General features: G+C 64.1%; 23 protein-coding genes. 9 read left to right on the top strand and 14 right to left on the bottom strand.

Features of this window, described 5'->3' with window-relative positions; translation table 11 throughout:
- Nucleotides 1-173: 173 nt before the first annotated feature.
- The 5 genes from pbpC to AC0NID_RS17835 all read left to right on the top strand — a co-directional run bounded on the left by pbpC (nt 174) and on the right by AC0NID_RS17835 (nt 6,521).
- Nucleotides 174-2,264, top strand: coding sequence for a penicillin-binding protein 1C (pbpC, locus tag AC0NID_RS17855; protein ID WP_473455197.1), 2,091 nt, complete (start codon nt 174-176; stop codon nt 2,262-2,264).
- Nucleotides 2,265-2,670: 406 nt separating this feature from the next.
- Entirely contained in the window at nt 2,671-3,699 is a 1,029-nt protein-coding gene (locus tag AC0NID_RS17850) for a sulfate ABC transporter substrate-binding protein (protein WP_473455199.1), read from the top strand.
- Nucleotides 3,700-3,731: 32 nt separating this feature from the next.
- Entirely contained in the window at nt 3,732-4,583 is an 852-nt protein-coding gene (gene cysT, locus AC0NID_RS17845) for a sulfate ABC transporter permease subunit CysT (RefSeq protein ID WP_473455200.1), read from the top strand.
- On the top strand, nt 4,576-5,460 hold the full coding sequence (cysW, locus tag AC0NID_RS17840) for a sulfate ABC transporter permease subunit CysW (RefSeq protein ID WP_473455201.1): 885 nt from the start codon (nt 4,576-4,578) through the stop codon (nt 5,458-5,460). The genes cysT and cysW overlap by 8 nt, the downstream gene beginning before the upstream one ends.
- A gap of 20 nt (nt 5,461-5,480) precedes the next feature.
- On the top strand, nt 5,481-6,521 hold the full coding sequence (locus tag AC0NID_RS17835) for a sulfate/molybdate ABC transporter ATP-binding protein (protein WP_473455202.1): 1,041 nt from the start codon (nt 5,481-5,483) through the stop codon (nt 6,519-6,521).
- Nucleotides 6,522-6,535: 14 nt separating this feature from the next.
- Here the strand turns inward: AC0NID_RS17835 and AC0NID_RS17830 are convergent, their stop codons facing one another.
- Entirely contained in the window at nt 6,536-6,925 is a 390-nt protein-coding gene (locus tag AC0NID_RS17830; RefSeq protein ID WP_473455308.1) for a PIN domain-containing protein, read from the bottom strand.
- Between the two features lie 8 nt (nt 6,926-6,933).
- Nucleotides 6,934-7,206 (bottom strand): antitoxin, encoded by a 273-nt coding sequence (locus AC0NID_RS17825; RefSeq protein WP_473455309.1) that lies wholly within the window; start codon nt 7,204-7,206, stop codon nt 6,934-6,936.
- Between the two features lie 266 nt (nt 7,207-7,472).
- Between AC0NID_RS17825 and AC0NID_RS17820 the strand changes: the two genes are divergently transcribed.
- On the top strand, nt 7,473-8,459 hold the full coding sequence (locus AC0NID_RS17820) for a sulfate ABC transporter substrate-binding protein (protein WP_473455203.1): 987 nt from the start codon (nt 7,473-7,475) through the stop codon (nt 8,457-8,459).
- Between the two features lie 249 nt (nt 8,460-8,708).
- Nucleotides 8,709-9,158 carry an RrF2 family transcriptional regulator gene (locus AC0NID_RS17815; RefSeq protein WP_473455204.1) on the top strand — a complete coding sequence of 150 codons (450 nt, stop codon included), beginning with the start codon at nt 8,709-8,711 and terminating at the stop codon, nt 9,156-9,158.
- Nucleotides 9,159-9,189: 31 nt separating this feature from the next.
- On the opposite strand, the gene AC0NID_RS17810 is transcribed toward AC0NID_RS17815, so the two are convergent.
- The 8 genes from AC0NID_RS17810 to AC0NID_RS17775 form a co-directional block, all read right to left on the bottom strand.
- Nucleotides 9,190-9,738, bottom strand: coding sequence for a gluconokinase (locus tag AC0NID_RS17810; protein ID WP_473455205.1), 549 nt, complete (start codon nt 9,736-9,738; stop codon nt 9,190-9,192).
- Nucleotides 9,739-9,746: 8 nt separating this feature from the next.
- A complete protein-coding gene (locus AC0NID_RS17805; RefSeq protein ID WP_473455206.1) occupies nt 9,747-10,733 on the bottom strand; it encodes an ABC transporter permease in 987 nt (328 codons plus the stop codon).
- A complete protein-coding gene (locus tag AC0NID_RS17800; protein WP_292160587.1) occupies nt 10,730-11,710 on the bottom strand; it encodes an ABC transporter permease in 981 nt (326 codons plus the stop codon). Before AC0NID_RS17800 ends, AC0NID_RS17805 begins: the two co-directional genes overlap by 4 nt.
- Nucleotides 11,707-13,275, bottom strand: a complete 1,569-nt coding sequence (locus tag AC0NID_RS17795) for a sugar ABC transporter ATP-binding protein (RefSeq protein ID WP_473455208.1) — start codon at nt 13,273-13,275, stop codon at nt 11,707-11,709. The genes AC0NID_RS17800 and AC0NID_RS17795 overlap by 4 nt, the downstream gene beginning before the upstream one ends.
- A gap of 70 nt (nt 13,276-13,345) precedes the next feature.
- Nucleotides 13,346-14,470 (bottom strand): sugar ABC transporter substrate-binding protein, encoded by a 1,125-nt coding sequence (locus AC0NID_RS17790; RefSeq protein WP_473455210.1) that lies wholly within the window; start codon nt 14,468-14,470, stop codon nt 13,346-13,348.
- Between the two features lie 300 nt (nt 14,471-14,770).
- Nucleotides 14,771-15,799, bottom strand: a complete 1,029-nt coding sequence (gene gntR, locus AC0NID_RS17785) for an HTH-type transcriptional regulator GntR (RefSeq protein ID WP_473455211.1) — start codon at nt 15,797-15,799, stop codon at nt 14,771-14,773.
- The gene (locus AC0NID_RS17780) at nt 15,796-15,972 is read right to left on the bottom strand and encodes a hypothetical protein (protein ID WP_473455212.1); all 177 of its coding nucleotides are present in this window, start codon (nt 15,970-15,972) and stop codon (nt 15,796-15,798) included. The genes gntR and AC0NID_RS17780 overlap by 4 nt, the downstream gene beginning before the upstream one ends.
- Before the next feature lie 370 nt (nt 15,973-16,342).
- Nucleotides 16,343-17,575, bottom strand: a complete 1,233-nt coding sequence (locus AC0NID_RS17775; RefSeq protein WP_473455213.1) for an MFS transporter — start codon at nt 17,573-17,575, stop codon at nt 16,343-16,345.
- A gap of 177 nt (nt 17,576-17,752) precedes the next feature.
- Between AC0NID_RS17775 and AC0NID_RS17770 the strand changes: the two genes are divergently transcribed.
- On the top strand, nt 17,753-18,040 hold the full coding sequence (locus tag AC0NID_RS17770) for a DUF3175 domain-containing protein (protein WP_473455214.1): 288 nt from the start codon (nt 17,753-17,755) through the stop codon (nt 18,038-18,040).
- A 10-nt stretch (nt 18,041-18,050) separates the two neighbouring features.
- On the opposite strand, the gene AC0NID_RS17765 is transcribed toward AC0NID_RS17770, so the two are convergent.
- Both AC0NID_RS17765 and AC0NID_RS17760 read right to left on the bottom strand, forming a co-directional pair.
- On the bottom strand, nt 18,051-18,848 hold the full coding sequence (locus AC0NID_RS17765; protein ID WP_473455215.1) for a FadR/GntR family transcriptional regulator: 798 nt from the start codon (nt 18,846-18,848) through the stop codon (nt 18,051-18,053).
- A 79-nt stretch (nt 18,849-18,927) separates the two neighbouring features.
- A complete protein-coding gene (locus tag AC0NID_RS17760) occupies nt 18,928-19,845 on the bottom strand; it encodes an NAD-dependent epimerase/dehydratase family protein (protein WP_473455216.1) in 918 nt (305 codons plus the stop codon).
- A 153-nt stretch (nt 19,846-19,998) separates the two neighbouring features.
- Between AC0NID_RS17760 and AC0NID_RS17755 the strand changes: the two genes are divergently transcribed.
- Nucleotides 19,999-20,928 carry an NAD(P)-dependent oxidoreductase gene (locus AC0NID_RS17755; RefSeq protein ID WP_473455217.1) on the top strand — a complete coding sequence of 310 codons (930 nt, stop codon included), beginning with the start codon at nt 19,999-20,001 and terminating at the stop codon, nt 20,926-20,928.
- Between the two features lie 27 nt (nt 20,929-20,955).
- Here the strand turns inward: AC0NID_RS17755 and AC0NID_RS17750 are convergent, their stop codons facing one another.
- Both AC0NID_RS17750 and AC0NID_RS17745 read right to left on the bottom strand, forming a co-directional pair.
- The gene (locus AC0NID_RS17750) at nt 20,956-21,807 is read right to left on the bottom strand and encodes a FadR/GntR family transcriptional regulator (RefSeq protein WP_473455218.1); all 852 of its coding nucleotides are present in this window, start codon (nt 21,805-21,807) and stop codon (nt 20,956-20,958) included.
- 136 nt (nt 21,808-21,943) lie between these two features.
- Nucleotides 21,944-22,933 (bottom strand): sugar-binding protein, encoded by a 990-nt coding sequence (locus AC0NID_RS17745; RefSeq protein ID WP_473455219.1) that lies wholly within the window; start codon nt 22,931-22,933, stop codon nt 21,944-21,946.
- Nucleotides 22,934-23,032 lie beyond the last annotated feature (99 nt).

Raw genomic sequence — 23,032 nt, 5'->3', positions numbered from 1 at the left:
AAGAGGGCCGCAAACTGGTTGGCTGAGGCTAACGACGACCCATCGCGCCGCCCCTCACCCTTACGCCCTCCCCGTGAAGAACGGGAAGAGGGAGTCGCCAGCGTTGCGGCCAATCCCCTTCTCCCCGTCCTTCACGGGGAGAAGGTGCCGGCAGGCGGATGAGGGGCGGCGCCATGCTCTCCCGCAAATTCCTGCGCCGGTCGGCCATCGCCGCTGCCTCCTTCACCGGCCTTGCGGCGATCGCTGCTGCCTCCCTCTGGCAGCTCGACCGCGCCTTTCCGCCGCCGCTGCCGGCCGAGCTTACCGTATCGACCGAGGTGCAGGACCGCGACGGCCAGCTCCTGCGGGCCTTCGCCACGCCCGACGGCTACTGGCGGTTCGCCACCCGCCTCGACCAGGTCGACAAGCAGTTCGTCGACATGCTGGTTAGCTACGAGGACAAGCGCTTCTGGGGCCATCAGGGCGTCGACCTGCTGGCGCTGGCCCGCGCCGCCGGCCAGCTCGCGACCAATGCCCGGATCGTCTCCGGCGGCTCGACGCTGTCGATGCAGCTCGCCCGGCTGGCCGAACCGCGCGACAGCCGCAGCCTCGGCTCGAAGGTCACGCAGATGCTGCGCGCCATTCAGATCGAGCGGCGGCTAACCAAGCGCGAGATCCTCGAACGCTATTTGACGCTGGCCCCCTACGGCGGCAATCTCGAAGGCGTGCGCGCCGCCTCGCTGGCCTATTTCGGCAAGGAGCCGAAGCGGCTGACGGTTTCGGAGGCGGCCCTGCTCGTTGCCCTGCCGCAACTGCCGGAAAGGCGCCGTCCCGACCGCAACCTCACGATCGCCCACGCCGCCCGCGACCGGGTGCTGACGCGCATGGTTTCATCAGGCCTGCTCGGCGAGCGCGAGGCCGCGCGCGCCGCGCTCGACGACGTTTCCGGCATCCGCCGCACGCTGCCGGCGCTCGCCGCCCATGCAGCCTATGCGATGCTGCCCAGGGCCGTTCCCGGCCAGCCGCTGCGACTGACCATCCGCAAAAGCGTCCAGGAAGGGCTGGAACAGGTGGCCAGGGACGCCGCCGCCAGGCTCGGCCCCCGCCTGTCCGTCGCCATGGTGCTGGCCGATGCCCGCACCGGCGACATCCTCGGCGAAGTCGGCTCGGCCAATTTTTTTGACGCCAGCCGTTCCGGCTGGATCGACATGACCAGGATCGTCCGCTCGCCCGGCTCGACGCTGAAACCGTTCATCTATGGGCTCGCTTTCGAACAGGGACTGGTCGCTCAGGAGACGCTGATCGACGATAGTCCGACGGATTTCGGGGGCTACCGGCCGAAGAATTTCGATATGGGCTACCAGGGCGACGTCAGCATCCGGCAGGCGCTGCAACTGTCGCTCAACGTACCGGCGATCAGCGTGCTCGACGCGGTCGGGCCGGCGCGGCTGCTGGCGCGCTTCCGGCAGGCCGGCGTCACGCCGGTCCTGCCCGTCAACAAGGCGCCGGGTCTCGCCATCGGCCTTGGCGGCGTCGGCGTGACGCTGCGCGACCTCGTCCAGCTCTATGCCGGGCTTGCCAATGGCGGCAAGGCGCACACGCTGCATGACGGCACCGAGCCGGCGGATGCCGAACGCTCCACCGTGACCATCCTGGACGATCAGGCGAACTGGCAGATCACGGACATATTGGCGGGCGTCAACCCGCCCGAGGGGGCTGCCCAGCGCGGCATCGCCTACAAGACCGGCACGTCCTACGGCTACCGCGATGCCTGGTCGGTCGGCTTCGACGGGCGCTACGTGCTGGGCGTCTGGGTCGGCCGTCCCGATGCCGGCGCGGTGCCCGGCCTGTCCGGATATGTCTCGGCCGCCCCGATCCTGTTCGAGGGCTTTGTCCGCTCCGGCCTGGCTGCCGTGCCGCTGCCAAGCCAGCCGGCGGGCGTGATCAGAACCAGGCGGGACGATCTGCCGGTGACATTGGCGCGCTTCGGTTCTGGCGCCGACGGGCTGGTCCAGGCCACAGTGACCGAGCCCGCGCCGACGATCGTCTTTCCGCCCGATGGCGCCCGCGTCGATCTCGGCACCGCGGCCGCCGACGCCTCGCCGCTGGTGCTGAAGCTGCAAGGCGGCCGCGCGCCGTTCCGCTGGCTGGCCAACGGCAAGCCGCTGGCCGGCATCGACCGGCGGCGCACCGCAACCTGGCAGCCGGACGGCGTCGGCTATTCGACCCTGACGGTGATCGACGCGGCCGGGCGTGCCGCGAGCGTGAAAGTCTTTGTTGAATAGACGGCGCCAAGCGATTCACGGCATTGACTTTCCGGAAGGCCCGCGGAGAGCGGGATACTCACCAATGCCTGTTCCGAGGCACCTGCCGGGCAGCGGGTGTTGCGCCGGAACGAACGAGCCGTTTCGAAAGCGGCGCTTCGATTTTACCGTCACCGCCGAATAAACCACCGGCCACGGCGAGCGCAAATCGCACCCCGATCACATCCTGCCATTGCCGAGGCGCGACCTGTCCCTGGCTGGATTGCTTCTTGAGCCCGGATTCCGCACGGCGGCGTGACTAGGAAAGAATTTCCTCATGAGGCCCAACATCCGCGAAAAATTGCTTCAGCACGACGAAGAAAGCAACATTGGATGCATCTAATCTCTACTAATTCAGTAGAGTTGAGGGGGTTCAACGGAGGCGTTAATGACCAATCCTCGTTTCAGGAAACTGCTCGGCGCCCTGGTCGCTGCATCGGTCCAGTTCGGAACGCTCAGTTTCGCATTTGCCGATACCACCATCCTCAATGTGTCCTATGATCCGACGCGTGAGTTGTACAAGCAATTCGACGAGGCCTTTGCCGCCCACTGGAAGGCCGAGACCGGCGAGACGGTGAGCATCCAGCAGTCGCATGGCGGATCGGGCGCCCAGGCCCGCGCCGTGATCGACGGCCTCGACGCCGACGTGGTGACGCTGGCGCTCGAAGGTGACATCAACGCCATCGTCTCGAAATCGAAGAAGATCGATCCGGACTGGCGGACCAAGTTCGAGAACAATTCGGCGCCTTACACGTCGACCATCATCTTTCTTGTGCGCAAGGGTAATCCGAAGGGCATCCAGGACTGGGGCGACCTGGTCAAGGACGACGTCCAGGTGATCACGCCGAATCCCAAGACCTCGGGCGGCGCGCGCTGGAACTATCTCGCCGCCTGGGCCTATGCCAACGCCAAGGATGGCGGCGACGAGGCCAAGACGAAGGAATTCGTCGGCAACCTCTACGCCCATGTTCCGGTGCTCGACACCGGTGCGCGCGGCGCGACCGTGACCTTCGCGCAAAAGGGCCTGGGCGACGTGCTGTTGGCCTGGGAAAACGAGGCCTATCTGGCGCTTGACGAATTCGGCGCCGACAATTTCGACATCGTCTACCCGCCGACCTCGATCCTGGCCGAGCCGCCGGTCGCCGTGGTCGACGCCAATGTCGATGCCAAGGGCACGCGAAAAGTCGCCGAAGCCTATCTGAGCTTCCTCTATTCCACGGAAGGCCAGACGCTGATCGCCAAGAACCACTATCGTCCGTCGAAGCCCGAGCTGGTGCCGACGGAGGACCTTGCCAAACTCCCTGACATCAAGCTGATCACCATCGACGATCCACTTTTTGGCGGTTGGAAGAAGGCGCAGCCTTACCATTTCGGTGATGGCGGTATATTCGACCAGATCTACAAGCCAGCCCAGTAAGACCAGCAAGCCAGACTCTAGATCGGGACGACATGACCACAGCACCCGCCAAGGCGGGGTGGCGGTTCAGACAGCCGAGCGTCATTCCGGGTTTCGGATTGACGCTCGGCTTCTCACTTGCCTACCTCACCCTCATCATCCTCATTCCCCTGTCGGGGCTGATCTGGCGATCGGCCGCGCTCGGCTGGGCCGATTTCTGGGCGATCGCCACCGATCGCCGCACCATCAATGCGCTTGAAATCAGCTTCGGCACGGCCTTTATCGCGGCCGCCGTCAATGTCGTCTTCGGCACGATCGTCGCCTGGGTGCTGGTGCGCTACAACTTTCCCGGCCGCCGCATCGTCGATGCCATGGTCGACCTGCCCTTCGCGCTGCCGACGGCGGTCGCCGGCATCGCGCTGACCACGCTTTACGCGCCGAATGGCTGGCTCGGCAGTTTGCTGGCGCCGCTCGGCATCAAGGTCGCCTACACGCCGCTCGGCATCGTCATCGCGCTGATCTTCATCGGCCTGCCATTTGTCGTGCGCACCGTCCAGCCGATCATGGAAGAGATCGACAAGGAGGTCGAGGAAGTGGCCGCCACACTCGGCGCCAATCGCTTCCAGACCATCGCCCGGGTCCTGCTTCCGGGCCTCGCGCCGGCCATCGTCACCGGCTTCGCGCTGGCTTTCGCGCGCGGCGTCGGCGAATACGGCTCCGTCATCTTCATCGCCGGCAACCTGCCCTACAAATCCGAGATCGCGCCACTGCTGATCGTCATCCGGCTGGAGGAGTACAATTACGCGGCGGCGACCGCGACCGCGGCAATCATGCTCGCTTTGTCGTTCGTGATGCTGCTGGTCATCAATCTGGTGCAGACATGGAGCCGCAAGCGCTATGGCTGATCCGGAGATCAAATCCTACGCACCGCACCACGAAAGCCAGTCGGCGGCAGTGACCGAAAGCCGCCCGGCGAAAGCCGTGCTGATGATCGTGACCTTTGCCTTCCTCGGCATTTTCCTGCTCTTGCCGCTGATCGTCGTCTTCAACGAAGCCTTCGCAAAGGGTCTCAGTGCTTATACTGAGGCGCTGACCAGCCCGGACACGCGCTCGGCGATCTTCCTGACGCTGCTGGTGGCGGCGATCTCGGTGCCGCTCAACGTCGTCTTCGGCATTTCCGCCGCCTGGGCGATCGCCAAGTTCGAGTTCAAGGGCAAGGCTTTCCTGACCACGCTCATCGACCTGCCGTTTTCGGTCTCGCCGGTCATTTCCGGCCTGGTGTATGTGCTTTTGTTCGGCGCACAGGGCCTGCTCGGCGCCTGGCTGAAGGCGCATGGCATCGTCATCCTCTTTGCCGTGCCGGGTATCGTACTCGCCACCATCTTCGTCACTTTCCCCTTCGTCGCCCGTGAACTGATCCCCCTGATGCAGGAACAGGGCAATGGCGACGAGGAGGCAGCGCTGTCGCTCGGCGCCAATGGCTGGCAGGCGTTCTGGTACGTGACGCTGCCCAACGTCAAATGGGGGCTGCTCTACGGCGTGCTGCTGTGCAATGCCCGCGCCATGGGCGAGTTCGGCGCAGTGTCGGTGGTGTCCGGCCACATACGCGGGCTGACAAACACCATGCCGCTGCATGTCGAAATCCTCTACAACGAGTACAATGCCGCCGCCGCCTTCGCCGTCGCTTCGCTGCTTGCCGGCCTGGCGCTCGTCACGCTGGTCTTGAAAACACTTCTCGAGATGCGCTACGGCGCCGAGATCGCCGCGACGCGCGGACACTGAAAACTGAAAAGGGACAGTTGATGGAAGTTCGCGTTGCCAACGTGCGCAAGGAGTTTGAGCGGTTTCCGGCCCTCCACGACGTTTCGCTAGACATCAAGTCCGGCGAGTTGATCGCGCTGCTCGGGCCTTCCGGCTCCGGCAAGACGACGCTTCTCAGGCTGATCGCCGGGCTGGAGCGGCCGACGAAAGGAAAGATCTTTTTCGGCGAGGAGGATGCGTCGCAAAAGTCGATCCAGGAGCGCAATGTCGGCTTCGTCTTCCAGCATTATGCGCTGTTTCGCCATATGACGGTCGCCGACAATATCGGCTTCGGCCTCAAGGTCCGGCATGGGCCGACGCGCCCGTCGACGCAGGAAATTCGCCGCCGGGCCTCCGAGCTTCTCGACCTCGTCCAGCTTTCCGGCTTGGAAAAGCGCTATCCCGCACAGCTTTCGGGCGGCCAGCGCCAGCGCGTGGCGCTTGCTCGCGCCATGGCGATCGAGCCGGCCGTGCTTTTGCTCGACGAGCCGTTCGGCGCGCTCGATGCCCAGGTCCGCCGCGAACTGCGCCGCTGGCTGCGCGACATCCATGACGCCACCGGCCACACCACGGTCTTCGTCACCCATGACCAGGAAGAGGCGCTTGAGCTTGCCGACCGCGTAGTGGTGATGAGCCAGGGCAGCATCGAGCAGGTCGGCACCGCCGACGAGATCTACGACACGCCGAACTCGCCCTTCGTCTACGGCTTCATCGGTGAATCGAGCTCGCTTCCGGTCAAGGTCGAGGACGGTCAGGTCTGGATCGCCGACCGCCCGATCGGGCTCTCCGCGCCGCAGGCGCCGCAGGGCGAAGCGACGCTGTTCTTCCGCCCGCACGATGTCGAACTGGTGGACGAATGCAATGGCTGCATCGCCGGCACGGTCGCCGCCAGCCGCCGCGTCGCCGGCACGAGGCGCGTGGAACTCGAAATCGGCGGCGAGCGCCGGCGGGTCGAGATCGAGCTGCCCGTCGACCATCCGGCGGCGCAGAAAAGCCGGGTGGCGTTCAGGCCGCGGCGCTGGAAGCTTTTTCCGGCCGCTTGATCCTCTATCCGGCCCTACACCAGCCAGTTCTCGACCTTCAGACCCTTGATCCGGGTGAACTCTCCGGTGTTGGCCGTCACCAGCGTAGTGCCCAGCGCACAGGCGTGGGCAGCAATAAAAAGGTCGTTATGGCCGATGGTCTGACCCATGCTTTCCAGCTCGGCGCGAAGTGCGCCGTATTCGGCATCCACTGGCACATCGAGCGGCAAGATCGGAATCTCAGCCAGCAGCTCCTCGACCTTCTTGAGCAGCTTGGCCGATCTCTTCCTGGCGCTGCCATATCGCAGTTCCGAGGCGACCACGATGCTGGTGCACACGGCGGCGTCTCCCTCGCGCAGCACGGCACTGGCGGCTTTGCCGGCCGGGTTTCGGATCATGTCGCTGATAATGTCCGTATCCAACATGAACCGCACTAAAAAATTTCCTCGGATTGGACCGGCGTATCGTTGATTTCGGGGACGTCGTCCTCGGGACCGAGCGGCGGCTCTTTCGCCCATTGGGTGAGCAGTGCCGTAAGGCCAGCTTTGCGGACCGGCTCGATGACCAGGCGGTCGCCTTCACGGCTGATCAAGACCTTTTCGCCGGGAAGCTCGAACTCAACAGGAATGCGCACCGCCTGGCTGCGGTTGTTGCGGAACAGCTTCGCCTCCTTCGGTGGCGTTGTTGAATGACGGTTCTGGGGCATGATCGCGGCTTTTTGTATATGCCTTTTGTATATGCCATACAGCACAGCGATGCAAGGTTTAAGGAAAACAGGTTTAAGAAAAACTGTGTTTCAGAAAAATTCAGGCGCCAGGAAAATTCCAGCTGGAAGGAAATCCTAACAACCGGCTGTTTCGGCGATGTCTTTTCTCGCAGCAAGGCCCCGGAGCCGCAGTGTATGCCTCGCCGCGAACGATGCGCAAACGCTATGGTCCGGCAACAAACGCATTGTATTGGAGCCCTGTTTTCATGAAGCGATTTTTGCTTGGCGTTGCCACATTGGCCGGCCTGTTCCTCGCATCCTCCCAAGCCTGGTCGGCCGACAAATTGCTGAACGCTTCCTTCGATGTCGGCCGCGAATTGTTTGCGCAGGTCAACAAGGCCTTCATCGCTGAGCACCCCGGCGTGACCATTGATCAGTCGCATGCCGGAACCTCGGCGCAGGCGCGTGCCATCGTCGAAGGCCTCGGCGCCGACGTTGTCACCTTCAACCAGGTCCCTGATATCGAATTCCTGGTCAAGAATGGCCTCGTCTCCGCCGATTGGCAGAAGGATTTCCCCGACAACGCCTCGCCTTTCTATTCGCTGCCGTCCTTCCTGGTGCGCGCCGGCAATCCGAAGAACATCAAGGATTGGAACGACCTCGTGCGCGCCGACGTCCAGGTGATCTTCCCCAATCCGAAGACATCGGGCAACGCGCGCTACACCTATCTGGCGGCCACCGCCTATGCCAAGGAAGCCTTCAAGGGCGACGACGCCAAGGTGAAGGAATTCGTCACCAAGCTGTTCAACAACGTGCCGATCTTCGATACCGGCGGACGCGCCGCGACCACCACCTTCGTGCAGCGCGAGATCGGCGACGTGCTGATCACCTTCGAGTCGGAAACGCGCGGCATCCGCAGGGAGTATGGCGAGGACAAGTTCGAGCAGGTGACGCCCTCGGTCAGCCTGCTGGCGGAGTTTCCAGTGGCGATCGTCGACACGGTCGCCGACGAGCATGGCACGCGTGACCTCGCCAAGACCTATCTCGACTTCCTCTACACGCCGCAGGGCCAGGACATCCTTGCCGAGAACGGCAACCGGGTTCGCGACCAGACCGTCGCCGCCAAATACAAGGCAGAGTTCCCCGATGTCCGCCTGCTGACGGTGGAAGATGTCTTCGGCGGCTGGGCCAAGATCCAGGCCGAGCATTTCGCCGCGGGCGGACTGCTCGACCAGAGCTATGGCAGCCGTTGAAGCAAGCGATCTTCGGACACGATGGGAAGCCGGCTTTTGCTGGCTTTCTTCGTTTTCCGCTCGGGAAAGGTGATTTCCCGCTTCCAGGCGCCTGCCCTGCAAAACGTTACGAAGAATCAACGCGTTTGCGGGCAATGTGTCATCAGGCGGATTGTCTGCGCGGAACGGCATCGCACGGCTGACCGTCATGATTTGCACACAAACAGCCGCCAGACGCGGGTGGTTGGGGCTTCATGGGTTGACTCGGGCATGCTGACCAAAAAAGGCAAATACGGCCTCAAGGCCCTCGTGCACCTGTCCGGCCTGCCGGTCGGCCAGCTCGCATTCGTCAACGACATCGCGGTCGCCAACAACATCCCGAAGAAATTCCTCGATGCCATCCTGGGCGAATTGCGCAATGCCGGCTTCGTCCAGAGCCGCAAGGGCAAGGAAGGCGGCTATCGCCTCGCCCGGCCGGCTTCCGAGATCAAGATCGGCCATGTCGTGCGTGTCCTCGACGGGCCGCTGGCGCCCATTCCTTGCGCCAGCCGCACCCGATATCAGCGCTGCGACGATTGCGACGAGGCGACATGTCAGGTCCGGCACATGATGCTGGAGGTGCGCCAGGCGGTCGCCGAGGTGCTGGACAATCGCAGCCTCGCCGCCATGCGCGACGCCGACAATGACGATTTTCCGGTCGAGCTGACGTCGCAGATCTGATCAGGCCCATCGCGAGTTCAGCGCCGGCGGCTCATGAATTCGCCTCGAACAGGCTCATGACATCGGCGACAATGTCGGCGATCGGGCGCGTCGCATCGAGCGTCGATGCGTTCTCATCCGCTGCCGGCGCTTCAAGCGTGGCGAACTGGCTGTCAACCAGGCTTGCCGGCATGAAATGGCCCTGGCGGGCGCCGACACGCCGCTTCGCGGTCGCGGGATCGATTTCCAGATAGAGGAAAACGATGTCGTGGCAAAAGCCGCGCAGACGCTCTCGGTAGCTGCGCTTCAGCGCCGAGCAGGCGGCGACGACGCCTTGCCCGCTATCGACCGATCCGGCAATGCGCCGGCCGATCGCGTCGAGCCAGCCTTCGCGCAAGGCGTCGGTCAGCGGCTCACCGCTTGCCATGCGCGCGACGTTTTCCGGCGGATGCAGCCTGTCGCCCTCGACAAAGACAGCGTCCAACGCCGCGGCCAGCGCTTCGCCGACAGCCGACTTGCCGCAACCGGCGACGCCCATCACCACGATGGCCGGTGCGGACCGAACGGGAAACCTCTGCACTTGTGCTGCTTTTTCGTCCACGACGCGGGTCAGCGGCTGGCCGGCGCGCGGCCGTAAAGCAACAGCATGGCGACGATGACGACGCCGTAGATGATCTGCCGCCCCGCCTCCGGCATCTGCATGACCGAAAGAATGGATTGCAAAAGCGTGATCAGGATGACGCCCGCGACCGTGCCGAGATAGGAACCGCGTCCGCCGAGGATCGAGGTGCCGCCAAGCACCACCGCGGCGATCGACGGCAAGAGATAGGCGTCGCCCATCGACTGCGCGGCCTTGGAGGCATAGCCGGCCAGAAGCACGCCGCCGAAGGCGGAAAGACCGCCGGAGACGGCAAAGGCGATCATTACCACACGCCGCGTGTCGATGCCGGAGAGGTAGGCGGCGCGCTCGCGGTTGCCGATGCCGTAGACGGTGCGGCCGAAGCCGGTGCGGGTCAGCACGAAAATCGTCGCGGCGCCGATCAGCGCCCAGATGACAACGGCGTTGGGCACGCCCGGAATGGCAAAACCGGTGGCCAGATAGCGCATCGCCCGGGTCGCCGAATCCTGCGGCGAGAAGCCGCCCGTATAGACCACCATCAGCCCTTGCGCGACGGCATTGGTGGCGAGCGTGATGATCATCGAGGGAATGCGCAGATAAGCGACACCGATGCCGTTGACGGTGCCGATCGCGACACCGCAGAAAATGCCGAACGGGATCGCCAGCGCCACGCCGACCGGGCCGTAGGCGGCCGCCGCACAGGCCATCATCGCGCCCGCCGCCACCGACCACGGCACCGACAGGTCGATCTGGCCGAGCAGGATGACCAGCATCATGCCGGTGGCGATGACGCCGAGAAACGAGGCCACCTTGAGCTGCTGCAGCAGATATTCTGGCGACAGGAAGCTGCGTGAGTAGAGGCTGCCTACAAACAGCAGCAACACGATGCAGGCAAAGGCGGTCAGCACCGCCGGGTCGGCGCGGCGGATGAATTTCGGCATGCGGCCGGCAATGCCGCCGAGTGTCGTTTCGCTCACAGGAACCACTCCAGCCGGTTGCGGACCCTGAACAGGGCGAAGGCGCCGAGGCTGACCGCGATCAGCAGGATGACCCCCTGAAACAGCGGCTGCCAGAGGGGGTCGAAATCGAAGACGAAGAGCAGGTCGCCGATGGTACGGAAGGCAAGCGCGCCGAAGATCGCGCCGATGGCGCTGCCCTTGCCGCCGAACAGCGAGACGCCGCCAAGCACCACGGCGGCAATGGAGAACAGCGTATAGGCATTGCCGCTGGCATAGGCCGCCTCGCCCGTATAGGTGAAGAAGGTCAGGAAAAGCCCGCCGATCGCCGCCAGCAGGCCGGCCAGCGCATAGGCGGCGAACTTGCCGCGGCGGATCGGCACGCCGGACATATAGGCCGCCATCTCCGACGATCCGGCCGCGTAGGCGGCGCGGCCGAGCACCGACCGGCTGAAAGGCACCCAGACCACGAGCACGACGGCCAAAAGCACGACCAGGCTCGCCGGCACCACGCCGAACAGCCGCCCGGTCAGTGCGTCGGCGAGATCCTCGTTGACCGAACCGCCCGGGAAGGGTCGCAAAAGCAGCGCGATGCCGAAATACACCGCGCCCGTAGCGATGGTGGCGACGATCGGCTGCAGCCGTCCGTAAATGACGATGGCGCCGTTGATCGCCCCGCACAGCAGCCCGGTGCCGAGCACCGCGACGACGCCGAAGGCAGTTTCGATGCCGGTGCCGATGACCAGCCATGAGGCCAGGCAGTTGGTCAGCAGAAAGATCATGCCGACGGAAAGGTCGATGCCGGCGGTGATCACCACCAGCGTCTGCGCCATGGCGACGAAGGCAAGCAGCACGCCCTTGTTCGAAGCTGTCTGCACGACATTGGCGGTAAAGCCCGCCGGGTGGTTCGACGTGTAGATGATGAACATCACGATGAAGATGCCGAACGCCAGCAGCGTTCCGCGTTGTTCGGCAAGCCAGTAGCGCCAATCTTTCACGCGTCCGCTCCTCGGGCTGGCGTCTTCGCCATGCCTCCAACGGGCATCTCTTCGCCATGGATGTTGAGCGCGCTGGCGATCAGCGCCCGCTCGGTGATTTCGGCGCCGACCAGCTCGCGCTTGATCGCTCCGTCATAGAGAACCAGCACCCGGTCGCAGCAGCCGATCAGCTCGTCATAGTCGGTCGAGTAGAAGAGGATCGCCGCACCCTGGTCGGCGAGCTTGCGCATCAGCTGATACAATTCCTGCTTGGTGCCGACATCGATGCCCCGCGTCGGATCGTTGAGCAGGATGATGCGTGGCTGCCGCATAAGCCATTTAGCGATGACGACCTTCTGCTGGTTGCCGCCGGACAGCGCGCCGACCGGAATGTCGAGGCCGGCCGTCTTGATCGCCAGCAGGCCGACCATGTCGTCGATCAGCCGCTGCTCGGCGGCACGATCGATGATGCCGGTTCTGGACAAGCGATCGAGTGCCGCGAAGGAGAGGTTTTCGCGCACCGTCATCGGCAGCATCAAGCCTTCCGTCTTGCGGTCCTCCGGGATCAGCGCCATGCCGATCCGATCGTCGCGCGCGGCGGCCGGACTGGCGATCGTGACCGGTTTGCCATCGATCAATATTTGGCCGCTGAGGCCGCGCAACACGCCGAAGAAGGCGAGCAGCAATTCGCGCTGGCCCTGGCCGTCGAGGCCGCCGAGGCCGACGACCTCGCCTGCCCCGACTGTGAGCGAGATGTTGTCCAGCCGGTCGGTCCAGGAAAGCTTGCGCGCCTCCAGAACGGGCGCGGCGGTGGCCGTCGCGCGCACCGGCTTTGGCGGAAAGATGTGGCTGTATTCGCGGCCGATCATCAGCTCGACCACTTCATTGTCGCTCTTCGTGCCGGCCACGTAGCTGGCGACATTGCGGCCATTGCGGAACACCGTGCACTGGTCGGCAAGCTCGGCGATCTCGTTCATCCGGTGCGAGATGTAGAGCAGCGCCAGCCCTTCCGAGCGCAGCCGCTTCAAGACGCCGAAGATCTTGGCGACGTCGGCCGCGGTCAGCGCGGAGGTCGCCTCGTCGAGGATCAGGATGCGCGGCTTCCTGGCAAGCGCCTTTGCGATCTCGACCATCTGCCTTCTTGAAAGAGGAAGATCCTTGACCAGAGCCAGCGGGTGGATGTCGGCGGCGCCCGCGCGCGCCAGCGCCTCCTCGGCGATCCGTCGCTGCGCCTTGCGGTCGATCATGCCGAAGCGCTTCGGCGGATCGGAAATGACGATGTTGTCGGCGACGCTGAGTTCGGGGACGAGCGACAGTTCCTGGAAGATGCAAACGATGCCGGCCTGGTTGGCGGCGGCCGGCGAAGCGAAGGTCACCTCGCTTCCGTCCAGGATCATGCGGCCTTCGTCGGGCGCGACGACGCCGGCCATGACCTTGATCAGCGTCGATTTGCCGGCGCCGTTTTCACCGAGAATGGCGTGAATGCTGCCTGATGTGACCGAAAGCTCGGCCTTTTCCAGCGCCCGCACACCGCCATAGCGCTTGGATATGCCCTCCATGCGGAAGAGCGGAACCGCACCGTCCATCGGCCCCTCCCAAGGCGCGCGTTCTTCGGGACCGGCGCCGCGGGATGTCCCACGGCGCCGAGCGATCAGCCTACTGGTTTTCCTTGCTCTGACCCATGATTTCTTGCGCGGTGAAGTTGATGCCGCAGGTCGGGAAGGAGTTGCCGACGAAGAAATTGTCGGACTGGTCGGGGAAATAGTCCTGGCCTTCCTTGAAGTTCGGATCCTCGACGATCGCCAGCGGCAGCTTCACCGCTTGCGGGATGACCTGTCCTTCGAGCGCGGCGATCGCCGTCTTGACGGCGACCGCGACCTGGGCGGGGCCGGTTCCGGCCGACGAGCATTTCAGCCCCTCCGCGGCAAACTTGGCGCAGTATTTGCGGAAGCCATTTTCGGTCTCGCCGCCGAACGGCACGAACGGGTGCTTGGCGTCGATCATCGCCTGCACGATACCGGTGTCGCCACCCTGCCCGGTGACGCCGTCGAAGGGGCCGTTGGTGGCGATCGCGTCGGCGGAAGCCTTTTGCGCAACGCCGTCGTCCCACTTGCCGACGACTTCGGTGACCTCCCACTTCTTGCCCGAAGCGTCGAGAACCTCGTGGATGCCGTTGTGGCGATCGGTGTCGACCGACGTGCCGGCGACGCCGCGCACTTCGAGGATCTTGCCGCCATTGGGCACATGCTTGATCAGCCAGTTGCCCCACAGCGCGCCAAGGCCTTTCTGGTCGACGTTGACGTTGATGGCGTCCTTGGTGTCGAGAATGTTGTCGAAGGCGACCAGCACGACGCCGGCTTCCTTGGCGCGCTTGATGACCGGCCCGAATGCCGTCGGGTTCTGCGCATTGACGACGATCGCGTCATAGCCGGAATCGATGAAGTTGTTGATCGCCGAAATCTGCGCCGGCACATCTTCGCCGGTCGAGACGACCTTGAACTCCTTCAGCTTCGCCGCGACCTCCGGCTGTGCCGCATAGGCCTTCGCCGTCTGCACCATCTGGATGCGCCAGGTGTTGGCGATGTAGCCATTGGCGAGCGCGATGCGGTATGGGCCTTCCTTCTTGGGGAATTTGAAGAACTGCGTGTCGGCCGCCCAAGGGGCGAAGCAGTCCGGCTCGGCGGACGGGCCTGTGACGATTTCGGGTTCGGCAAGCGCCGACGAGCTCAGCATAACGAATGCAGTGGCAGCAACGATGCCGCCAACGAGTGACTTGATCATCGATATTTCCTCCCAGTTGCAGTTTCTGATTATTGTTACGCGCCTCGCGCGTCTGGCCCGGCACCTCCCGCCTTGCCCGTCGCGCCTTTCAGGTGGCCGAATGCCGACCCGACCTCCTCCCTTGCCGCTCGGTAAACCGGAGCAAAAACTATCATATTATACATAATAAACAAGTGTGAGCTGTCGCTTATATATAATAAACAGACGTCGGTCTTTGCCGCGAGTTTTCGCTCAGGGCGAATGGTAGCGCTACCATGAGGCGGTGTAAAGCGGCATTTCGCAAATGCCTGCAAAGTGCTTTCAGCGGGCCGTGCTCTCGCGGCGCTTGAGTTCGAAGCCGAGGTCGACGACCGGCTCCTGCGGCCGCTTGCCAGCAATCGCCGCGAGAGCCATGGCGACCGAGCGCCGGCCGATCTCGTAGCGAGGCGTCCTGACGCTGGTGACCGACGGAAAGGCCACTTCCATCATGTCGAGATCGTTGAAGCCGGTGATGCCGATCGTCTTCGGCACGGCGATCGAGGCGCGGTGGCACTCGAACAACACGCCGAGCGCGATATCGTCATTGTTGCAGAAAACCCCGTCGAGCGTCGGCGCCTTGGCCAGCGCATCGCGAAACAATTCGCGCCCGAGCGTCACGCTGGACGGCACCGGCGTGGTGGTGACCAGCCGCGCGTCGAACAGGCCGGCCGCCTCCATCGCCGCGCGGTAGCCGGCCAAGCGCCGCTGCGAGCGCGGGTCCATGCGCGCGCCGATGAAGCCGACGCGGCGATAGCCCATTTCGATCATGTGCTCGGTCGCCGCCCTGCCCCCGTCGAAATGCGAGAAGCCAACCATCATGTCGACCGGATCGGGTCCGGTCTCCATGACCTGGACCACAGGGCAGCCGGCTGTCTCGAGCAGTCTTCGCGATGTTGGCGTCTGGTCGATGCCCGCCACGATCAGCGCCGCCGGGCGCTGGGGGCCGAACACCTGCAGCAGCCGTTCCTCCTCGAGGCCGGAATAATGGGTATTGCCGAGCTGGATGCGGAAGGAGCTGTCGGACAGGCTGTCATAGATGCCGCGCAGCACTTCGGCGAAGACGCTGTTGGTGAGCGACGGCACCAGCACGCCAAAGACCTCGGCGCGCGCCGAAGCCAGCGCCCGCGCATTCGGATCGGGCAGATAGCCGAGCTCATCGACGGCCGCCTGGATCTGGCGGCGCAGATCCTCCGAAACGCGCTCCGGCTTGCGTAAGGCGCGGGAGACGGTGATGGCGCCGACGCCAGCCTTGCGCGCGACATCGGCGATAGTCGGACGGCCGCCGCCGCGGCGTGAGCGCGGTTTGATCACAGCCTTGTCCCGAACGCGGCACCTGCGCCGAAGCGCGGCCGCGCAACGATGTTCAGCGTCTTTGCCACTGTCGCCATGCCAACCCGACCTGCCGCACCCTGTCTGGCGTCGCGCAGCCTTGCGGCATTGTCAAGCGAACGGGCGGGGTCGGCCAGGACAATCGCTTCAGACAAACGATGGCATCCAGCTCGTATTGGAGGCTACTGATTGTCGATGTCGGTGCCGCCCCTCATCTGCCTGCCGGCATCTTCTCCCCGTATAGTGACGGGGAGAAGGGGCTGGCCGCAACGTCGGCAGCCTTTCTGCAACGCTGGAGATTGGCGAAATCCTTTGCGAAGACTGTCTTTCTCCCCGTCACTATACGGGGAGAAATGCCCGGCAGGGCAATGAGGGGCAGCGTCAACCTGAAGCGATTGCCCTGCAACTGTGGGCAGTATCAACTTGACAGGTGACGGCAGTTATGTTAGGAATTTATTCATGGTGCTGATTTGCGTCACAACCCGCTGCCGAGGCGGGTTTTGTGCCGGCTCGGGCAGCGTCGCTTCAGGCCATCGCCGCGGCGCTGCGCCGTGCCTTCCACAAAACCAGCACCATGGCCGCTACATTCAGCAGGTTCCAGGCGATGCCGTTGAGGAAAGCGGCGGCGTAGGAGCCGGTCAGATCGTAGATCCAGCCCGACATCCAGCCGCCGATCGCCATGCCGAAGATGGTTGCCATTATGACGATGCCGACGCGCTGGCCGGCCTGCTTGGCTGGCATGTATTCGCGCACGATGATTGCATAGCAAGGCACGATGCCGCCTTGCGACAGGCCGAAGACCAGCGAGACCACGTAAAGCGAGACAAGCCCGTCGAAGGGGATGTAGAACAACAGCGACAGGGCTTGCAGCATCGAGCCGATCAGCAGGGTTTTCACGCCGCCGATGCGATCGGCGAGAAAGCCGGACGCCAGCCGGCTGACGACGCCCGCCGCCATCATGATCGACAGCATGTCGGCGCCCCGCGCCACGCCATAGCCGAGGTCCATGCAATAGGCGACTATATGGACCTGCGGCATCGACATCGCCACGCAGCAGCCAAGGCCGGCGACGACGAGCAGCACCTGCAGGGCTGCCGGCGACAGTGAGATCGGTTGGACCTGCCGGCTGCCGGGCGACCCGGGAGCGGCGGCACGCGGCGCGCCACGCCTCAGCAGCAGGATCAGCGGCACCATGGTCGCGACGCAGACGACGCCGATCGCGGCATAGGTGAAGCGCCAGCCTTCGGACCGCATGACATAGGGCATGGCTATCGGCCAGATTGTCCCGGCGAGATAGCTGCCGGCGGCGGCAGCCGTCACCGCGACGCCGCGCCGGCGGTTGAACCAGTGCGAGATGTCGGCTATCAGCGGCCCGAAGATCGCCGATGTGCCCACGCCGATCAAAATCCCCTGGGCAAGGGTGAATTGCAGGATCGAAGTGGTCAACGACGCCAGCAGGAAACCGGCGCCGAGCGCCACCGAGGCAATGAGCGCCGGGATCCAGTAGCCCATGCGGTCGATGGCGCGGCCGACCAGAACGTTGCCGGCGGCGAAACCCACCATGGTCGCGGTATAGGGCATCGACGCGGCTGCCCGATCGAGGCCGAATTCGGCCTGCACGGCGGGCAGCACCACGACCACCGCCCACATGCCGACGCCGCCGATGGTCGCCAAAAGCACGGAAATGCCGAGCCGCATCCAGGCGTAGCCACTGTCGATGCCGGAGGCGCCTGCCTGGCTGGAGACGGTTGTGGTCAAGGGCGTTTCCTGTCGCGGTTCTGTGAAATCGACCGGTTCGACACCAGTATCGGTGCATTCGCGGTGCCGTGCAGCGCCACATCGCACAAATCCGTGGCTCCAGGGATTCGGGGGTTCTCCGGGAACCGCCAACGTCATCCGGAGTTTCCCCATCGATCACCAGGGAAGGAGTTTTTAATGACCGCGAAAAGGAAATGGTCCGCCGATGTGACCGAGCACAGCGATGCCATGGATCTCGAGGAGCACGTCTTCGAATCCCACGACCCCAAGAAGATCGCGGCCTCGCTCAAACGCTCGGCCGAACATAGCGACCGGCGTAAGGCCGAGCCGTTCCAGTCCGCCATGTCGATGCTGAATTTCTACATCAACCGCGCCGGCAAGAACCTGCCGGCCAAGCAGAAGAAAGTGCTGGAGGACGCCAAGGACGAGTTGCGCGCCGCGTTTGGGCGTCCGAGAGAGGACTAGAGGCATCGACTTACCGCGACTTGATGACGGCGTCGGTGTTGGCCAACAGCTTGCGCACCGCGTTGCGGGCTGCATCCGGCCGCTGCAGGCGGATGCTCTTCTCGATCGCCTCGTGCAGCTTCTGCGCATGCTGCAAATCGTCCAGCTCCCGCGTCGTATAGGCGAACAGATGATCGAAAGCCGATTCGATCAGCACGCCGAGCGGCACCAGGAGATCGTTGCCCGAGGCGCGCAGGATGGCCAGATGAAAACGCGTGTCGGCGCGGGTGCGCTCCTGCAACGTCGTCGCCTCGCCCATTTCCCGGCAGGCCTGGCTGATCTCGGCCATCTGCTCGCCGGTGCGGCGCATGGCGGCGAAAGCTGTCGCTTCAGGTTCGATTATGTGGCGGAACTCCTGCACCGTTTTCAGGAACACCTCGCGGTCGGGCGATGTCGCGTACCAGGCGAGCACGTCGCGATCGAGCAGATTCCAGCGATCCTTCGGCTCGACCCAGCTGCCGATCTTCGGACGCGAGGCGAGCAGGCTCTTGGCCATCAGCATCTTGATCGCCTCGCGCACCGCCGAGCGGCTGACGTCGAAGGTCTCCGACCATTTGGCTTCGTTGGGCAGGATGGTTCCCGGCGGATAGTCGCCGCGCACGATTCTCAGGCCGATCTCGTTGGCCAGCGACGCATGCACGCTCGAGCCAGGCATCCGCGCGGCGTCGGCATGGCGAACGCCGGCCGGGGTACGGCGAGCGGCGGCCGGACGCTCGGCGGACGCCGCCTTGGCCGGAGTTTCTCCCTTATTCGGCTTCCCGTCCCGCATGCGTCCACAAAGTCCGGATTGCGGAAGCTGTCAAGCACGGGAAAAGCCTCGCGCCGCCAAGCCCGCTTCTATGCACAGGTCAGCCCGGTTTCGTCGCCCCGTCAGGCCTTTTGACGTATTTGCGCCAGCTATGCTCCGGACGAAAACCGAGGAGATCCCGCGCCTTGCGGTTCGACAGTAGCGTCTCGTATTCGCCGAGTTCGCCCTTGACCGGCACATCGGGATAAAACCGCTTCAGCAATTCGGCCGTCGGCAGGTCGGACGAAGTGTCGTCATTGGCGGCGTTGAACACCTGATAACCGAGCCCGTCCTTCTCGATGGCGCGCAGCGTGATCTGGCCGAGGTCGCGCGCGTCGATATAGCTCCAGGCGATCCGCTTGCGGAAACCCGGATCGGCGAACCATTTTGGGAACAGCGAATATTCATGCGGCTCGATGACGTTGCCGATGCGCAAGGCATAGATGTCGGTGCCGCTGCGCAGCGCGAAGGCGCGCGCCGTTTTTTCGTTGACGATCTTGGACAGCGCATAGCTGTCCATTGGATCGACGTCATACTCCTCGTCGAGCGGGAAATGCGTCGGATCACGCGGCTCGTTGGCGAAGACCAGCCCATAGGTCGTCTCGCTGGAGGCGATCACAACCTTGCGGATACCGAGCTTCACCGCCGCCTCGATGACATTGTAGGTGCCGAGCGCGTTGATGCGGAACACCTCGTTGTCGGGCGTGATCATGATGCGCGGGATGGCGGCGAAATGCACCACGGCATCGACCGGTTGCGAACGCAGCGACGGGTCGAATTCATGCAGGCCCATATAGCTCGACAGCGCATTGAACACCTGCCCGCTGTCGGTGATGTCGGTGATCAGCGTACGCACCTTGGGATTGTCAAGCGGCTTGGTGTCGATGTTGAGCACCTGGCAGCCCTGCTCGACCAGATACTGCACGACATGACGCCCAGCCTTGCCGCTGCCGCCGGTGAACATGATCCGCTTCGTCATTTTGCTCTCCACATTCCCTAGGATTCATGTGTATTGTCAGACAATATCGAACTCCGCAATCGCCTGCCACCGCCTGCGGCAAAAACCCGCTTCAACAATTCGCCTGCCGACAGCAGCGCTGCCATCGACCACCCGCAAACAGGACGAAACGACATGAACACGACTGCCGCGAGCGAAAAGATCGGCTTCATCGGCCTTGGCCTGATGGGCCACGGAATCGCGAAGAACATCGTCGACAAGGGCTATTCCCTGACGTTTCTCGGCCGCAAGAACCGCCCGCCGGCGGAAGACCTGCTCGGCCGGGGTGCGAAGGAAGCCGCGACATCGCGCGATGTGGCGGCGGCATCCGATATCGTCTTCCTCTGCGTCACCGGCTCGCGCGAGGTCGAAGCCATCATCCGCGGCCCCGGCGGCCTCAAGGAGGGCCTCAGGAAGGGCTCGGTGGTCGTCGACTGCTCGACCTCGGATCCGACCTCGACCGTGGCGCTTGCCGCCGAGCTCGAGGCGCTCGGCGTCGACTATGTCGACGCTCCGCTCAGCCGCACGCCGAAGGAAGCGTGGGAAGGCACGCTCGACGCCATGGTCGGCGCGTCCGACGCGGTCTTTGCCCGCCTCAAGCCGGTGCTTGACACCTGGGCCGGACGCATCGTCCATATCGGCGACACCGGCGACGGCCACCGCATGAAGCTACTCAACAATTTCATTTCTCTGGGCTACGCGGCGCTCTATTCCGAGGCGCTGGCGCTGGCCGAAAAGGTCGGCATCTCGCCGCCGCGCTTCGACAGCGTCATCCGCAACGGGCGCATGGATTGCGGCTTCTACCAGACCTTCATGCGCTGGACGCTTGAAGGCGACCGCGACGCCCACAAATTCACCATCGCCAACGCCTTCAAGGACCTCACCTACCTCGAATCGATGGCGGGCGCCGCCGGCATCGCCAACCCGCTCGGCAATGCCACGAAGAACGCATTCGCCGGCGCCTTCGTCGCTGGGCCGGATCAATATGTGCCGATGCTGGCGACCCATATCGGCAAGGTCAACGGCGTCGACCTGACGCCGGCCAAGGATGGGAAAAAACAGTGAGGGGCGGCGCCAGCGTCGATGAATAAATCACCGCCGCGATCGCCCGATGACGTCGTCGGTGTTGGCGAGCAGCCTGTGCACGGCACTCCTTGCAGCCGCCGGACGCCTGAGACGGATGTTCTTTTCGATCGCCTCGTGCAGTGACTGTGCCCGCCGCTGGTCGCTGGTCTGGAGTGTGACGAAGACGAACAGATGGTCGAGCGCGGATTCGATCAGCACGCCGAGCGGCACCAAGAGATCGTTGCCCGAGGCGCGCAGGATGGCGAGATGGAAACGCGTGTCGGCGCGGGTGCGCTCCGGCAGCGTCGCCGCCTCGCCCATTTCCCGGCAGGCCTGGCTGATCTCGGCCATCTGCTCGTCGCTGTGCCGGATCGCGGCAAAGGCGCTGGCTTCCGGCTCGATGATGTGACGGAACTCCTGGACGGTGCGCAGGAACATTTCGCGGTCGGGCGAGGTCGCGTACCAGGCGAGCACGTCACGGTCGAGCAGGTTCCAGCGCTCTTTCGGCTCGACCCAGCTGCCGATCTTGGGGCGCGAGGCCAGCAGGCTCTTGGCCATCAGCATCTTGATCGCCTCGCGCACCGCCGAGCGGCTGACGTTGAAAGTCTCGGACCATTTGGCCTCGTTGGGCAGGATGGTTCCCGGCGGGTAGTCGCCGCGCACGATCCTGAGGCCGATCTCGTTGGCCAGCGACGCATGCACGCTCGATCCGGGAATGAGCGCCGCGTCGGCACGGCGAGTGCGGGACGGACGGGCCGCCTGTGCCCTGACCTTGACTGGTGCCTTGACCTTGGCCGGTGCCCTGACCTCGGCTGGTGCCCTGACCTTGGCCGGTGCCTTGACCTTGGTAAGTCGTTTTCTTGATCTTGCGTCCGGCATCCACGTTTCCCCGGCACAGGCTGAACTCAAGGCGCGGCAAAGCAGGAGCGTATCGCCCCGGCAGTGTCACCTCGTGCATTTTCGTGAACCGGTGTGACGGGGCGCCCGTCGATCGGACGCCCCGAAAGCTGCGAACCTACTTCTGGATGCAGGTGTCGACCGTATCCTTGGTGCACTCGTCGAGACCGGTGAAGACCGGATCCTCGACGGGCTTGCCTTCGATCAGATCGATCATCACAGAGGGTGCCTTGTAGCCCATCTCGAACGGCCGCTGGCCGACCAGAGCGGTCACCAGACCCTCCTTGGCAATGGCCACTTCGTCACCGATCGTATCGGCGGCGCCGATGACGAACTCATTCTTGGCGATTTTCTCGGCCATCGGCTTGAACAGGTCGCGATAGGGCTGCGGTGCCCCGAACAGCGGCCAGCCGCCCATGATGCCGAAGGCGTCGAGGTCGGGATTGGCGGCGAGGATATCGGTCATCGCCTGCACGCCCTTGGCGCCGTCGTCATTGGTGAACACCGGGCAGCCGGCGACCTCGGTCCAGCCGCCCTCGCCGGCGAGCGCCGGGAGATCCTTCTGGCCTGAAAGCGCGTCGCGCATGCCCTGGGCGCGGCGCAGGATGTTGTCAGCCGCCGGATTGCCTTCAATGGTGCAGATCTTGCCACCATCCGGCTTGCCCTTCTTGATGTACTCGCCGATCTTGTATCCCATCAGGTAGTTGTCGGTGCCGAGATAGGTCTTGCGCAGCCCCGCATCTTCCTTGCTGAGGTCGGCGTCGAGCGTCATGATCGGGATCGACGGATTGGCGCTTTTGATCGTCTGCGCGATCAGCGGCGCGTTGGACGGCGAAATGGCCATCGCCGCTGTATCGGGCTTGCTCAGCATGTCCTGAACGATCTGAGCTTCGCCGGCCTCGTCCGAGGTCGACGCCGGGCCGGTGTAGAAACACTCATATTCCGAACTGGCGTTTTCCGAGTTCCATTTCTGGCACCCCTGGTTGATGGCCTCGAAGAACGGATTGTCGAGACCCTTCACGACGATGACGAGCTGTTTCTTGGCCAAAGCCGGCCCGGCGCCCAACGCCAGCATGGCGACGGCAGCGAGCAATAGTGATTTCCTCATGTCAGTCCTCCCTTGAAACAGACGGACACGGCGTGCCCGCCACACAGACCAGCCCGGATGCGTGATGACAGAGGTTCGTTTCGCGAGCGCTCGTGTCGT

The organism is Mesorhizobium sp. WSM4821 (genome assembly GCF_055901555.1).
The sequence above is the reverse complement of the archived record's forward strand: the minus strand, read 5'-3'. Positions and strand labels throughout refer to the sequence as shown.